Annotated in this window: 15 protein-coding genes; 12 read left to right on the forward strand and 3 right to left on the reverse strand. The window is 40.6% G+C overall.

The annotated features are described in order from the left end of the window. Window positions 1–23 precede the first annotated feature (23 nt). The 4 genes from rho (at window position 24) to AC1XUE_RS15930 (ending at window position 3923) form a co-directional block, all read left to right on the forward strand. A complete protein-coding gene (gene rho, locus AC1XUE_RS15915; RefSeq protein WP_483356973.1) occupies window positions 24–1784 on the forward strand; it encodes a transcription termination factor Rho in 1761 nt (586 codons plus the stop codon). 153 nt (window positions 1785–1937) lie between these two features. Beyond that, the gene (locus AC1XUE_RS15920; RefSeq protein WP_483356974.1) at window positions 1938–2867 is read left to right on the forward strand and encodes an OmpA family protein; all 930 of its coding nucleotides are present in this window, start codon (window positions 1938–1940) and stop codon (window positions 2865–2867) included. Between the two features lie 20 nt (window positions 2868–2887). Next, on the forward strand, window positions 2888–3349 hold the full coding sequence (locus tag AC1XUE_RS15925; protein WP_483356975.1) for a hypothetical protein: 462 nt from the start codon (window positions 2888–2890) through the stop codon (window positions 3347–3349). Window positions 3350–3401: 52 nt separating this feature from the next. Beyond that, window positions 3402–3923, forward strand: a complete 522-nt coding sequence (locus AC1XUE_RS15930; RefSeq protein WP_483356976.1) for a hypothetical protein — start codon at window positions 3402–3404, stop codon at window positions 3921–3923. A 56-nt stretch (window positions 3924–3979) separates the two neighbouring features. On the opposite strand, the gene htpG is transcribed toward AC1XUE_RS15930, so the two are convergent. Further along, the gene (gene htpG, locus AC1XUE_RS15935; protein WP_483356977.1) at window positions 3980–5806 is read right to left on the reverse strand and encodes a molecular chaperone HtpG; all 1827 of its coding nucleotides are present in this window, start codon (window positions 5804–5806) and stop codon (window positions 3980–3982) included. A 221-nt stretch (window positions 5807–6027) separates the two neighbouring features. Between htpG and AC1XUE_RS15940 the strand changes: the two genes are divergently transcribed. Then, on the forward strand, window positions 6028–6579 hold the full coding sequence (locus AC1XUE_RS15940) for a hypothetical protein (RefSeq protein WP_483356978.1): 552 nt from the start codon (window positions 6028–6030) through the stop codon (window positions 6577–6579). Window positions 6580–6633: 54 nt separating this feature from the next. Here the strand turns inward: AC1XUE_RS15940 and AC1XUE_RS15945 are convergent, their stop codons facing one another. Next, the gene (locus AC1XUE_RS15945) at window positions 6634–7329 is read right to left on the reverse strand and encodes an MCP four helix bundle domain-containing protein (protein ID WP_483356979.1); all 696 of its coding nucleotides are present in this window, start codon (window positions 7327–7329) and stop codon (window positions 6634–6636) included. A 199-nt stretch (window positions 7330–7528) separates the two neighbouring features. On the opposite strand from AC1XUE_RS15945, the gene AC1XUE_RS15950 reads away from it, so the two are divergent. Beyond that, on the forward strand, window positions 7529–8236 hold the full coding sequence (locus AC1XUE_RS15950; RefSeq protein ID WP_483356980.1) for a DUF6962 family protein: 708 nt from the start codon (window positions 7529–7531) through the stop codon (window positions 8234–8236). 83 nt (window positions 8237–8319) lie between these two features. On the opposite strand, the gene AC1XUE_RS15955 is transcribed toward AC1XUE_RS15950, so the two are convergent. Beyond that, the gene (locus AC1XUE_RS15955; protein ID WP_483356981.1) at window positions 8320–8955 is read right to left on the reverse strand and encodes a peroxiredoxin; all 636 of its coding nucleotides are present in this window, start codon (window positions 8953–8955) and stop codon (window positions 8320–8322) included. Window positions 8956–9194: 239 nt separating this feature from the next. On the opposite strand from AC1XUE_RS15955, the gene AC1XUE_RS15960 reads away from it, so the two are divergent. The 6 genes from AC1XUE_RS15960 to AC1XUE_RS15985 all read left to right on the forward strand — a co-directional run bounded on the left by AC1XUE_RS15960 (window position 9195) and on the right by AC1XUE_RS15985 (window position 14514). Continuing rightward, complete coding sequence (locus AC1XUE_RS15960) at window positions 9195–10349, forward strand: cysteine desulfurase family protein (protein ID WP_483356982.1); 1155 nt, start codon at window positions 9195–9197, stop codon at window positions 10347–10349. Then, window positions 10336–11535 (forward strand): XdhC family protein, encoded by a 1200-nt coding sequence (locus AC1XUE_RS15965; RefSeq protein ID WP_483356983.1) that lies wholly within the window; start codon window positions 10336–10338, stop codon window positions 11533–11535. The genes AC1XUE_RS15960 and AC1XUE_RS15965 overlap by 14 nt, the downstream gene beginning before the upstream one ends. Window positions 11536–11540: 5 nt before the next feature. Continuing rightward, a complete protein-coding gene (locus AC1XUE_RS15970; protein ID WP_483356984.1) occupies window positions 11541–12137 on the forward strand; it encodes a nucleotidyltransferase family protein in 597 nt (198 codons plus the stop codon). Window positions 12138–12402: 265 nt separating this feature from the next. Next, window positions 12403–13239 (forward strand): ABC transporter ATP-binding protein, encoded by an 837-nt coding sequence (locus AC1XUE_RS15975; RefSeq protein ID WP_483356985.1) that lies wholly within the window; start codon window positions 12403–12405, stop codon window positions 13237–13239. A 97-nt stretch (window positions 13240–13336) separates the two neighbouring features. Beyond that, the gene (locus tag AC1XUE_RS15980; protein ID WP_483356986.1) at window positions 13337–14122 is read left to right on the forward strand and encodes a hypothetical protein; all 786 of its coding nucleotides are present in this window, start codon (window positions 13337–13339) and stop codon (window positions 14120–14122) included. 11 nt (window positions 14123–14133) lie between these two features. Continuing rightward, the gene (locus AC1XUE_RS15985) at window positions 14134–14514 is read left to right on the forward strand and encodes a GntR family transcriptional regulator (RefSeq protein ID WP_483356987.1); all 381 of its coding nucleotides are present in this window, start codon (window positions 14134–14136) and stop codon (window positions 14512–14514) included. The last annotated feature ends 5 nt before the right edge of the window (window positions 14515–14519 follow it).

Raw genomic sequence — 14519 nt, forward strand, 5'->3', positions numbered from 1 at the left:
CCTCTTTGCCTTTTATTTTCTGTATGCTTACAATTGATGAACTGAACCTTAAGCTTCTCTCAGAGCTTAAAGAAATTGCCGGAAGCCTCAATATTCCAGACTACGCTAAATTACCTAAAAAGGAAATAATTAACCGTATCCTCACTCAGCAGGATTCGGCAAAATCTGCTGAACCAGAAGCTATTTCCTCACAGGATGATGAGCCGAAGAAAAAGAGGGCCAGACGTGCGACTCCTGGTGAAACAGCTGAACCTAAAGCAGCATCCAGTCGTCCGGTCAGACAAAGGAAAGAAAATACAAATCCATTTTCGTCATCCGCTCCACTTTTTGACAATCCACAAAATGCCAAAGAAACAGTTGAGCCAGCTACGGCTGAACCTGTAACTGAAAACAAGGCAAGAAATCTGGATGTAGCTCACGAAGATGACTCGGAAGATGACACTTTGAATGACCTTGGAAAAGAGGAAGTAGTTGACACCGTTCCTACTTCTGAATCTGAAAAACAGGAAGAACCCCAGGCTCCTGCTCCCTCTGAGTCAAAGATATCTGAAGAAAGACCTTTCAGACAACCAAATGAACCTCAGGAACGCAATTCCCAACCCAACATATCACGAGAAGATCCTTCTTCCAAAATCAAAAAAAATTACAATAACTATGTACGTGAATTCGACGGACTTATTGTAAATGAAGGTGTTCTTGAAATTATGCAGGATGGCGGATATGGATTCCTAAGATCTGCAGATTACAACTATCTGGCCAGTCCTGATGATATATACGTATCACCTTCTCAGATAAAACTTTTTGGTCTGAAAACCGGAGATACAGTTCGCGGGCAGATACGACCTCCAAAGGAAGGTGAAAAATATTTCGCTTTGCTTCGTGTTGAAACCGTAAATGGCAAAACAACGGAAGAAATACGTGACCGTATTCCTTTTGAATATCTGACACCATTATTTCCGGACGAATGTCTGAGACTCAGTTCCCGTCCGGATCAATATTCAACACGGATTCTGGATTTGTTCGCTCCGATTGGAAAAGGACAAAGAGGGATGATTGTTGCTCAACCTAAAACAGGTAAAACTGTTCTTTTAAAAGAAGTAGCCAACGCAATTACAAGAAACCACCCGGAAGTTTTTCTTCTTATTTTGCTGATTGATGAGCGTCCGGAAGAGGTTACCGATATGCAGCGAAGCGTTCGGGCTGAAGTAATTGCATCTACTTTCGATGAACAAGCTGACCGCCACGTAAAAGTAGCGAGCATTGTTCTGGAAAAGGCAAAACGAATGGTGGAATGTGGCCACGATGTGGTTATCCTGTTAGATTCTATCACAAGATTAGCCCGTGCATACAATACAGTAGTTCCTTCATCTGGCAAAATACTTTCAGGTGGTGTTGACGCAAATGCGCTGCACAAACCAAAACGTTTCTTCGGAGCTGCAAGAAATGTAGAAAACGGTGGCTCACTTACAATTATAGCAACTGCTCTGATTGATACAGGTTCCAAAATGGATGAAGTAATCTTTGAGGAATTCAAAGGTACCGGTAACATGGAACTTCAGCTTGACCGTAAGCTGTCTAACAAACGTGTATTCCCTGCCATTGATGTGATGGCTTCCGGTACACGCCGTGAAGACTTGCTTCTGGATAAAGAGACACTTAAAAAAGTTTGGATTCTCAGAAAACATATGTCCGACATGAATGCAATGGAATCCATGGATTTCTTGCTCGAACACATGAAAGGGACCAGAAATAATGAAGAATTCCTTATTTCAATGAACCGATAGTTATTTCGGTAAAGATTTTAAAGCAGTTTGCTCAATGGGCAAGCTGCTTTTTTTGTTAGGCACCACCACGCATGAATATCGCGGAAAATTCATAATGTGTGACTAAATAATTAATTTTAAGTCAGATGTCTGAATCAACCTCAGGAGGAAAATATGTCTAACAGGAAAATATGGTGGTTGCTACTGGCTGTATGGATCGCTGGTTCTGCCTACTGGCACGTATGTCGTATTAAACAATTGTGCGATGCTCAAGCAATCGTCCCGCAGAATTCTTCAATTTTCCCTGTTGTTGAACCTCTGGTTATTACCGACAGTTCCAATCTGAAACTGCAGGCTCACGGGAATTTTGCTTTTGCTAAAAATGAGGCTACTCCAAACTTATCATCTGTATTGCCGGAAATGGATTCTGTGTTTAAGTATCTTTCGGAAAAAAGGGATAAACGATTAGTGATAACTGGAGATTTTTCTGCTTCCGAAACCAACAAAACTATTTTTGCGAATCCCGGAGAAGCCAGAGCAGATGCAATCAGACAATGGTTTCTGGCGAAAGGCCTTCCTGACTCACTTATTATTGTTAACAGTAATGAAACAGAGAACATAATTTTTCAGCAGGATAGCGTGTATGGAGGAGTACACGTGTATGGAGGAGTACATATGAGCTTCAGGAATATAGGAATAGTTGCCGTACCCGCGAATACGGGTCAGCCCGAAGCAGATCTTGCGAACAAGGAAAAGTTTGAAAGCATATTTAAACCCATTGATCTGTATTTTCCAACAGCAAGTTCTGAATATATCAAAACCGATCAGAATAAACTGTTTATTGTTGAAGCAAAAAAATTTCTTGCCAAAAATACGAGTAAAAAACTTTTACTCACCGGCCATACAGACAATGAAGACAGCGCTGAATGGAACCTGATGCTTTCCCGAAAACGAGCCAACTATGTAAAAAAACAATTTGTAGCTCTCGGATTACCTGCTAACCGAATTATTACACAAGGTAGAGGAGAATCTGAACCAAAAGCATCCAATGAAACAGCAGAGGGTAAACGAGCCAACAGACGTGTGTCTGTTGTCGTTAAGTAATAATTCTCAAAATAATAACTATGATTGATTTAAATCCACTCAATGACCCGGATGCATTATGGCAACATTTGCTGATGATCGCCGGAGCTGCGGTAATTGGCTATATAATCGGCTATTTTTCTGCGGCAAAGAAACGGCGCCTGATACAGAAAAGATTGGCTAAAATAAATACCGATCTGGATAGTTGCCTCCTCGAAAAACAATCGTTTGAACATAATGCAATCCACAGTACCTTTACCACTTTACCGGTTAAAGATGATCTCAAAATTATTGAAGGAATAGGAAAGATTATGGAAGAGCTGCTGAATGATGAAGGTATCCACAATTTTTCTCAATTAGCAGCAACGGCACCTGATGAGTTAATTGCTATACTTAGAAAGAACGGAAGCAAATTTCAGATGCACGATCCACGAACATGGCCGCAACAGGCAGCACTAGCTCATAAAGGCATGTGGGACGAGCTCAAAGAGTTACAGAGCTAACTTAACAAATGACGTCTCGAGTCCTGATCCCAAATTAAAATCCGCATAGACCATGTCATTATCAGAGATAACACCATTTTCCCGATCTTTTGCATTTGCAGAGATCATTATCATACTCGTGATTGCAGCAGCATTAGGATACCTGCTTGCCCGTCTTATTACAAGGTCTTCAATCATTAGCATTGAGGAAGACATTTTAGAAAAACAACTTAAACTAGCCGAATGCCAGTCAACCCTGGTCAGGCCTGCGGTAGTATCCGCAGATATACCTATCAAAGGCGCTTCTAAAACAGTATACCCAGTTGAAGAGCTAAATTCAGGAGTTCGGCAAGATCTTCAGGTAATAGAAGGAATCGGCCCTAAGATCCAGGACATTTTAAATAAGAATGGAATATACAATTATGCACACCTTTCCGCCATTCCGGCTGTACGCATAGCCAGGATATTACATGCTGCAGGACCGCGATTTCAAATGCATGACCCTACCAGCTGGCCGGAACAGGCGGCTCTGGCCCATGAAGGAAAGTGGAACGAATTAAATATTCTGAAAGAAAAATTGATTGGAGGAAGATAAAAAGGAAGAGCCGCTCTCAGCAAGGAAAGCGGCTCTTTTGTATACATTCTTTTATCTTAAAGTGTTGTCACCGTTCTCTGAATGAATTTGGTAAGATCACTTCCTGTCAACAGACCCTGCGAAAGTAGTGCAAGATCATAAACCTGCTTAGCAAGTGATTTCTGTTCCTCTTCATTTTCCGTTTGCAAAACTTTACCGATGATCGGATGATTGGCATTCAATGAAACTGTGTACATCAACGGCATATCGCCAAACATAGATCGCTGTCCGGACGTTGCCTGCATATCTGTCATACGGCGCATGAATTCAGGGAAAGTTATCACCACCGGCAACTCATCGACCGGCATAGCTTCTACAGCAATGTGTGCACTTTTTGAGCCAGCTATTTCTTCAAAAAGCTTCTTAGCCTTTTCCTGATCATCTGCAGACAAAATACTTTCCAGCTTCACGTCCTTCTCGATCAGCTTATCTAGCGTATCTGCATCTACACGCTTCACAGATGTTTTTTCTAGCTTCTGCTCCAAAGCATTAATAAAATGTGCATCAATTACACTTGTCAGAGACAGAATATCATAACTACGCTTTTTTGCTGACTGGATGAAGGCATCCTGTTTTTGCTCATCAGTGGTATATAGCCAGATCTGTGTGTCATTTTTGTCAGTCTGGTTTTCCTTCACCAGATCGCTGTATTCTGAGAAAGTGAAGAATTTACCATCTACGTTTTTCACCAAACAGAAATCTTTGGCTTTTTCGTAGAACTTCTCATCGCTCACAATACCATATTTAACAAACAGACCGATGTCATCAAACTTCGCTTCGAATCCTTCACGATCATTTTTAAATATCTCAGCAAGTTTATCACCAACCTTACGTGTAATGTAACCGTTAATTTTTTTAACATTACCATCAGCCTGAAGATAACTTCTGGAAACGTTCAACGGAATATCGGGAGAATCGATCACACCGTGTAGCAATTGAAGAAAATCAGGAACAATATCCTTTACTTCATCGGTAATGAAAACCTGGCGGCTATACAACTGAATTTTTTCACGCTGTCCCTGGAAATCGTTTTTCAGTTTCGGGAAATAAAGAACTCCTGTAAGATTGAATGGATAATCCACGTTCAAGTGAATCCAAAACAAAGGATCTTCACTCATTGGATAAAGCTCCTTATAAAAAGCAATGTAATCTTCATCTTTCAGCTCAGATGGATTTTTGGTCCATATAGGGCTGGTATTGTTGATTATTTTATCTTCAAACTCGATTTGAATAGGAAGGAATTTTCCATATTTTTCCAGAATGCCGCGTAAACGGTACTCGTCCAGAAATTCTTCCGAATCTTCAGCAATGTGTAGTACAATATCAGATCCTCTTTCAGCCTTTTCGGCAGAAGCAAGTGTAAATTCGGTTGAACCGTCACACTCCCAACGTACGGCTTCTGAATCATCCTTATAAGATTTTGTGATGATCTCCACATTTTTCGCAACCATATAGGCTGAATAAAATCCGAGACCAAAGTTTCCGATAATTTTGCCTTCGTCTCCTTTATCTTTATACTTTTCAACGAATTCAGTAGCTCCTGAAAAGGCAATCTGATTGATGTATTTTTTGATTTCATCGGCAGTCATACCGATACCATTATCACTGATGGTAATGGTTTTGGCCTCTTTGTCAAGCTTCACAACTACTTTCAACTCCCCCAGCTCTCCATCAAACTCTCCATAAGAAGAAAGTTTTTTCAACTTCTGAGTTGCATCAACTGCATTCGATACAAGTTCCCTCAGGAAAATTTCATGATCTGAGTAAAGGAATTTTTTAATGATCGGGAAAATATTCTCGGTGTGTATACTTAAATTTCCCTTTTCCTGAATCCCTGTCTCCATATTCGTCAACGTTTGGTTTAAAATTTAGAAATAATTTGCCTCTTGCAATACTCAATGAAAATATGCGTTCCATTAGCAATCGAATCCGGCCGGGCTGACAGATTGTCATAAAATCCTTTGCCTCAATATTAAATCGGTATCTTGTTAACTGTAAGTGTTTTTCTTAATATTGCGACACCAAATCTTATTCTGAACTGAATATCTAGACTATCCAATTACGTATGAATCTTGTTAAAAAATTTATTGCCGGTTTTCTTTTGTTTTCCGCAGTTTCGGCCTGCACAACTATGAACTCCGTTCCTCTTTCTAATTACACCGTATTTACGGAAGATTTGAGACGTGATCTTGAATCAGCTAATATTCCATTGGAAAAAGTTCAGTTTTTTAATGACAAAGCCATTAACATACGTCGTGAAGTATCTGATCCTAATGATATTAAGGTAAATCCGGAAGGACAAATTACCATGAGCAATGGTAAAAGTATCCAAACCATCAATGTGCTTCCATTCACTCCTGGGGTTGCCTTGGGTACAGCAGATGGAGTCATCCATGTTTCATGGGATGATACCCAACAAGATCAAAAAGGAATGAAATTTAATCTGAGTGGTCAGAACTATTTTCTGGATGTACTACCTAACAACAAGTTCGATTATAAAGAGCGGACTTTTGATCTTCAGGGTGGAAACGGAACACGTTTGTTTGTTAAAAAAGACCTTTTGAAGCAAGTGAAAAACTCTCGTGAAACGCTTAAAGGTAGAAAAGTAGGAAATTAACTCCGTAGTAAAATATAGTGGAAGGTCTGGCTCTTACAACCAGACCTTTTTTTGTTAATTCAGGTTAAAGCCCCGATCTTTCCCTGCTGTCGACTTGTGAATGATTGTTGAGCTCTGAATAAGACCAATAAGAATAAGACCAATGATGATAGCCAGTGCAATCTGAAGAAATGAAATCAAACTGAAACTTGCCATATCGCTCTTTGTCTCCTTCATCAATTCCTGCCCTACCCTGGACTGAATTGTTGTCAGCTCGTTCAGATTGTGAATAGTACTTTGGAATGTTCTGGCACCTGCACCTTCAAAAAGTTCTTTTCCTGCCGCTGGATGCCCGGATATATAGAGATTGATGATAACCTTCTCCAGCAATGCATATTCAGCAACCCTATTCTTAAAAGCGCCCAAACTTTGCGCTTCCTGATCCACCAGATACGTTTTTTCAAAAGCTCTGATCAATGAATCTATATGATTATTGTGCACATTCAGTCCTGTGGCTATTTCCTCCGAGCTACACACTTCATCAGACAACAAAAACTTTTCAAGCGAAAGTCTTTTTCCGTAGAGGTTTTCGGTGAGATAAATAATATTGGTTGCAGGTATGAGCCGATCCTGATATATGGATGAAAACGACTTGTCAATGCCCTCCATATTCATTCGGGATATTAGTGTAGCACCAACAATCATACACATCATCCCACCTAATATGATTGCTGTTTTGAATTTTTGCTGAATAACAAATGACCACTTCATAAATCGAGTCCTGGCTGATATACAAATGTAAAGTACAATAAATCCATGAAATAAATACACAGCCAATTACAATCTGTTTATTATCTGGCACGAAATTGATCCTTGCAACTGTAACCTGATTTCAAATTGTGAAATAATGGTTCAATTGTAGTTACTTTGACTATTCTGATTACAGCGTTATTGCAATACTTTTAATTTTATGAATGTTTTAGCCATTGATTTCAGTAAGGTGCACCAGATTCAGTTATTCGGCATCACCATTCTGGAACCTTCTTCTGTTTTATCCAGTCTGATGATGACAGCCGTCTGTGTTTACGGATTTGTGAAGCTCAACCAAATGGGCAGAACACACAGGATGTATAAACAAACGCAGTACTTTTTCCTGTTTATGGGTTTGGCAACGGCAATTGGCGGAATATTGGGACATGGCTTTTTATACCTCACAGGCCAGCCTGGAAAAATCCCTGGCTGGTTTTCAAGTATGATCGCGGTAGCACTCTTTGAACGCGCTGCCATCTGGCACGTCAAGCCACTCCTCTCTCAAAAAATAGGAAAATACCTGGGATGGCTTAACTATATAGAACTTTCAATCTTTTTCGTACTTGCCCTTGTGACCCTTAACTTTATCGTTGTGGAGGTACACGCTTTCTACGGACTTTTTCTGATGCTATGCCTGATTGAAATTTATGTATACCGGAAGAAGAATGATCCGGGAAGCCGTTATATTTTTATCGCCACCTTCCTGGGTGCGGTATCTGCCGGTTTCCATGCATTAAAATTCAGCTTCGGTCCCTGGTTCAATTACAATGACATCGCCCATATTCCGATGGCACTATCCATCTATTATTATTACCTGGGAGCCAGACATATGAGATACTATGGTGATGATTCCGTTGAAAAGCATTAGCGTTGTGGTAAGGTATTCGTATAACATAAAAGTCCTTCGCTGATATACAACGAAGGACTTTTATATATATCAAAAAACAGAATTTACTTATTTGGCTGTGGTGTGTAACGCAGATATGGCTTCACGATGTTAAGACCTTTTGAGAATTTTTTCTCAGCATCTTCAGTACTTACAGCAGGAACTACAATCACGTCGTCGCCGTCAGCCCAGTCAGCAGGCGTAGCTACTGAATAGTTGGCAGTTAACTGCAACGAATCTATGACACGAATAATCTCGTTAAAATTGCGTCCTGTGGATGCAGGGTAGGTAAGTGTAAGCTTAATTTTCTTATCCGGACCAATCACAAAGACAGAACGAACTGTTGCTTTTTCACTTGCATTCGGATGAATCATATCGTACAATTCTGCTACTTTGCGTCCCTCATCTGCAATAATCGGGAAATTGACTTCGGTATTATTGACTTCATTGATATCCGGAATCCAACGGTTGTGAGAATCGATATCGTCTACACTCACCGCCAAAACTTTCACGTTACGTTTTTCAAACTCACCCTTAAGAAGAGCTGTTTTGCCAAGTTCTGTGGTGCAAACTGGTGTAAAATCCGCAGGGTGAGAAAACAGCAATCCCCAGCTGCTACCCAACCATTCATGAAATTGGATCTGCCCCTGTGTAGTGTTAGCCTCAAAATCAGGGGCTATATCTCCAAGTCGAAGTGACATAATTTTAAGATTTTAAATGAAACAATAATCTATTAAACTTATAGAGTTTAACACAAATTTAAATAATTAGTTTCATTATAGGGGAATTCTCATGTGAGAATCTCAGAATTCCTAAAGGTGCTGTTTACCATCTGAATGGCTTACAAAATGAAGTCAATCGAAACAATTTTTTCCTAATCTCAATTAGATTAACTATTTTGAACAACCGCCTTCATATTAAATCAAGGCTATCCAAGATTATGAATTCCCATTCACCTGTTTATCTTGACAACAACGCCACCACACCCATGGATCCCCGTGTGCTGGATGAAATGCTACCCTATTTCCTTGAAAAGTTTGGTAACGCTGCAAGCCGAACCCACGCTTACGGGTGGGAAGCAGAGGAAGCAGTTCAGCATGCGAGAGAAAACATAGCGGCTATACTTGGTGCTACTCCAAAAGAAATTATTTTTACCTCCGGTGCTACCGAAGCAGTTAATCTGGCTTTAAAAGGAGTTTTTGAAAGTTCAAGTCAAAAAGGTAATCACATCATTACGGTTCAAACAGAACACAAAGCAGTTTTAGACACCTGTCTGAGCATTGAAAAGAAAGGTGGCCGTGTTACTTATTTGCCTGTAGACAGAAACGGTTTAATTAGTTTGGAGGAGCTTGAAGCGGCAATCACGGAAGACACGCTGCTGATTGCTGTGATGTACGCTAACAACGAAACCGGAGTGATACAGCCTATCGCTGAAATTGGTAAAATAGCTGCCCGACATGGCATACATTTCTTTACCGACGCCACGCAGGCTGTCGGTAAAATTTCTGTAGATGTACAAGAGAATCATATCGACATGCTCGCTTTGAGTGCTCACAAACTATATGGACCTAAGGGCATAGGCGTACTTTACGTCAGAAAAAATGGTCCTCTTCTCACTGCCCAAATTGATGGCGGCGGTCATGAGCGAAACCGGAGAAGCGGTACGCTGAATGTTCCGGGAATTGTAGGACTGGGAAAAGCATGTGAACTGGCGGAAAAGGAACTGATGTCAGAAACCGAACGTCTACTTGGTTTACGTAATCGCCTGGAAGAAGGATTGAGTAGTCTGAATATTCTTATAAATGGTAAGCCTTCCGTCCGACTCCCGCATTGCACCAACATTACTTTTCCAGATGTTGATGGTGAAAGAATGATGCTGGAGGCCTCTGGCCGGATCGCATTTTCACAAAGCTCAGCCTGTACCTCGGCAACTATTCAGCCAAGTCATGTGTTAATGGCAATGGGTCTTCCGGTACAAATTATTCATAACACTTTCCGGTTCAGCCTGGGCAGATTCACTACTTCTGAGCATATTGATTCGGCCATAGCAGTCATTTCTAAAATTGTAAAAGCACATTATAGTGAAAGAAATTAAGGATATCATCCAGGCATATGAGGCTGCAATTGTAAACCAAAAGCGTATGGCTTTGGCAACGGTTGTTCATGTAGAAGGCTCTTCGTATCGCAGGCCTGGTGCGAGAATGCTCGTTACTGATGATGGCCAGCTTACCGGCGCTATAAGTGGTGGTTGCCTCGAAGGCGATGCCTTAAGAAAAGCGCTTTTGGCAATTTCTCAACAAAAGAACAAACTTGTAACCTACGACACGACTGACGATGACGACAATACTTTAGGTGTACAATTAGGCTGTAATGGCATAGTACATATTCTGTTCGAGCCTATCCATCCGGAACAGATAAATAATCCTATTGCATTGTTGAAACGTGCTTCTGCCAGAAGACAGAATGCGGTTTTACTCACTTTGTTCTCCCTGACCGCAAGGAAAGATGATCAACCTGGAACCTGCTGCCTGTACCTCGAAAAAGAAAATACCTCAGAATATAGTGTAGCTTCCATTGTAAGTGAAGATACTTTTCATCCCGAAGTTGCCTACGCACAACAGATTCAAGACTCATTTTTTAAAGGTTTTGTTATTGACGGACGAGATCTCACAGGCTTTGTGGAATACCTCAAAACACCTCCATCCCTCGTTATCGCCGGTGCTGGCAATGACACCATTCCCCTTATGGAAATGGCGTCTGTCTTGGGTTGGACCATCATTATTGTAGATGGCCGGAACAGGCATGCAACCCGGCAGCGTTTCCCGAAAGCTTCACAAGTATTGGTATCCAAAGCCAATGAAGTCCTGTCACATATCTCGCCCGACGAGCAAACCTTTTTTGTGCTGATGACACATAACTACAATTATGATATTGCACTTCTGAAAGAGCTGATTGCGTTGGACATCTGTCCTTATATAGGAACACTCGGACCTAAAAAGAAGCTTGACAAGATGTTTGCCGAGCTAGAACAAGAAGGGGTTACCATAAATGAGAATCAAAAAAGCAAAATTTTCGGACCAACCGGACTGGATATAGGTGCAGAAACTTCTGAAGAAATTGCACTTTCTATATTAGCAGAAATCAAAGCAGTAATGAGTAACAGAGCCGGAACTTCTCTGAGAGAGAAATCCGAACCGATTCATAATAGATCTGGCCAAAGTCTGGATTACTCTAATTCTGTAGCTGAAGGGTTTCTCTGTGCCATACAAAATCCGATCTGAAAATTATGGAGGAAGAGCAGCATTTCGGAATGCTCATATTGGCCGCAGGTAACTCATCGCGACTTGGCGAACCTAAACAATTGCTTCAGTTCAATGGGAAAACTTTGCTTCGTAACGTAATTGATGCAGCTTTTGAAACACCCCTTTCTCCTATTATGGTAGTTACAGGTGCTAATCACGAACTTATTTCTCCTGAAGTAGACCCTTCATTTGCTTTGATAGCCCATAATGACCAGTGGCAGGAAGGAATGTCTTCATCAATACGGACAGGTATAGCAGCACTCAAAAACATCTCTGCTCTTCAAGGTGTAATCCTGGCCGTAAGTGATCAGCCATTTGTAGATCGGGATTTATTTTTAGCGCTTATTCAAAAAACCAGATCGTCCGGAAAAGGTATTGTTGCCAGTTGTTATGACAATACACTCGGCACACCCGTTTTGTTTCATAGACATTATTTTGATGTGCTACTCGGATTGAAAGGTACAGAAGGCGCAAAAAAACTGATGAAACAATTTGCTGAAGATGTCGCCTCGGTTCCGTTCACTTTGGGTGGAATTGACATTGACACCCAGGACGATTACCGCAAACTTACCAGTCAATAATAATTATTTTTCGTTCCCAGAGACTCAAAGAGTGAAAGTAAGAAGGACCGAGATACCAAAGGCCCTGTGCATTCCTATGATCTCACAGCAACCCTGCTTAACATGCCAATCCATAACAGGACCATAGAAGTTGGGTTTAATAAAAACCTTCTTATTCATTAAAAGTGAAGTATTCAAAAAATAGTTAATGAAAATTTTGGAATGTCATCTCATGCGCCTACATTTACAGTGTACTATATAACTAATACACTAAAACATTCAAAATATGATCCGACTGGACAAGGTTACTTTTGGATACAGCAAGCATAAAAATCTGTTTGAAGATTTATCACTAGAATTGCGACCGGGTCATATTTACGGATTACTTGGTAAAAATGGTGCTGGCAAATCCAGCCTTTTGCGAAATATGGCAGGTTTACTATTTCCGGTAACCGGCAAGGTAAATGTCAATGGTTACGAACCACGGAAACGGCAACCTGCTTTTTTACAGGACCTATTCTTTATTCCTGAGGAAATATACTTACCATCAATCACCATTACTGACTACCTAAAAACACTGGCACCATTTTATCCGAAATTCGACGAAGGGCAGTTTCGTAACTACATAGCAGAATTCGACATTCCTGAAGAGAATAAATTGACAGGAATGTCGTACGGACAAAAGAAAAAGGTACTTACCGCATTTGCGCTGGCCACCAATACAAGGGTTTTACTAATGGATGAGCCGACAAATGGCCTCGATATTCCATCAAAAAGTCAGTTCCGTAAGATTGTGTCTTCGGCTTTAGAGCCCGACCGACTGATATTGATTTCAACACACCAGGTAAGAGATCTCGACAATCTCATCGACGGTATTATTATTCTTGAAGACAGTGAAATTCTAATTCAGCATAGCCTGGAAATCGTTTCGGAGAGATTGCATTTTGGCACCTTATCCAGTGTAGAATTTGATACAAAGGTTTTATACTCCGAACCATCACTTCGCGGATACAAAGCAGTGTCCGAAAATCTAGATCGCGAGGAAAGCCGTGTAGACCTTGAGCAACTTTTTAATGCGGTGATAGAAAATCCTTCCCGAATCAAACAAATTTTTCAGTCATGAAAACAATCCTGATTCTCGTGCTTATACTGATCACCTTACTGATCCGCAACAACATACCAGACATGATTCCAGAAACATTTATTATAACCCTACTGAAATGAACCAAACATTTAATCTTCATCGTTTCCGGCTATTACTAAGGCTTGACTTAGCGGAGAAAGGGAAAAATTACTTGCTAATGGGTGGGATGTTAGTCGCGCTTCTGCTTGCGATGTTGCTGCCAATCATCTTATACGATGGCTATAGTGAACTTCTGCTGATACTTCACGCTTTGGCACTATTTATGGTTGTCATGTTTGGCGGCAGCCTCTACACTTCTTATGCTTACAGCCAGTATGGCCCAGCTGACACAGGAATAGCAGCCATTATGATACCGGCCTCACAATTCGAGAAATTTCTGATTTCTCTTTTAATCAATTTGCTGTTCATTATTCCGGTTACCATTTTCTTTGTGAAATTTCATTATTGGTCGGTTGAATTTGCCAATAGCAAACTTCCTGTAAATGCTCGTAATTACGCTCCACTACCGATTGGTATTATGAGATACTTTATTTATCTGCATATAATCATTCAGGGAGCAACTATTTTGGGGTCCATTTATTTCAAAAAACTGGCATATGTCAAAACTGCAGGAATTGTATTTGTATTGATCGTGTTTTTTGCCCTTGTTAACCTCATGCTCATCTATCAGTATACCTCAGATCCTTCCAGGGTTGTAGCTTTCCCTTTTGGAAGCTGGCAAATCTATTACTATAAATTGAATCAGTATTATAATCTGGATTATACAGAATCAGTCAAATCGCTGGTTTACCTGTTTCCGCCGTTCTTCCTTTTAAGCACATGGTACATCTGCTATGTGCGCCTGAAAGAAAAGGAGATATAACTTAAATTTTCATGGAATTCAAAGACAAACAATCCATATACCTTCAAATCGCCGATTACATCTGTGAACAGATATTATTGGTAAAATGGCCGCCCGGTGAACGTATCCCATCAGTGAGGGATCTGGCTTCTACTATGGAGGTGAATCCCAATACAGTGATGAGAACTTACGATTTCCTCCAGGGCAAGGATATCATTTTCAACAAGAGAGGCATTGGATACTCTGCATCAGAAAATGCGACCGAGCTGATCCTGGCTTACCGCAAAGAAAGGTTTATTGAAAACGAACTGCCCGAATTTTTCAAAACAATGTATCTGCTGAATATCAGTATGGAAGAATTGCAGAGCCGGTACGAGGCATTTGTAACAGAGGTATATCCAAAAACATTATAACCGAC

It is taken from the genome of Dyadobacter sp. HNCC25DJ187 (assembly GCF_056895255.1).